Here is a 314-nt window from a genome sequence, read left to right as displayed (position 1 = left end):
GGCAGCGGAAACAACCGGCATTCACCGCAACACGAGCTTTCGCTGGCGCCACCGCTTTCTTGCCATGGCCAAGGACGACCGGCCCAAGCCCTTGAGCGGCATCGTCGAGGCCGACGAAACGTATTTATTGGAATCGCAGAAAGGCTCCCGTCACATGACGCGTCCGCCCCGGCGGCGCGGGGGCCACGCGAAAAAACGGGGCATCAGCGGCGAACTGGACTGCATTCTCGTGGCGCGCGACCGGCAAGGGCGTACTTGCGATTTCGTCCCGGGGCGCGGGCCCGTCACGGTGGCGCAGTTGCAGCAGCATTTGT

1 protein-coding gene is annotated in these 314 nt (G+C 65.0%); it reads left to right on the top strand.

The window, feature by feature from the left end; translation table 11 throughout:
• The coding region (locus tag GM672_RS27980) for an IS1595 family transposase (RefSeq protein ID WP_155473716.1) at nt 1–314 on the top strand (314 nt) is incomplete at both ends.

The sequence above is a fragment of the Pseudoduganella buxea genome, assembly GCF_009720835.1.
Classification (GTDB): Bacteria; Pseudomonadota; Gammaproteobacteria; order Burkholderiales; family Burkholderiaceae_D; genus Rugamonas; species Rugamonas buxea.
The sequence above is the reverse complement of the archived record's forward strand: the minus strand, read 5'-3'. Positions and strand labels throughout refer to the sequence as shown.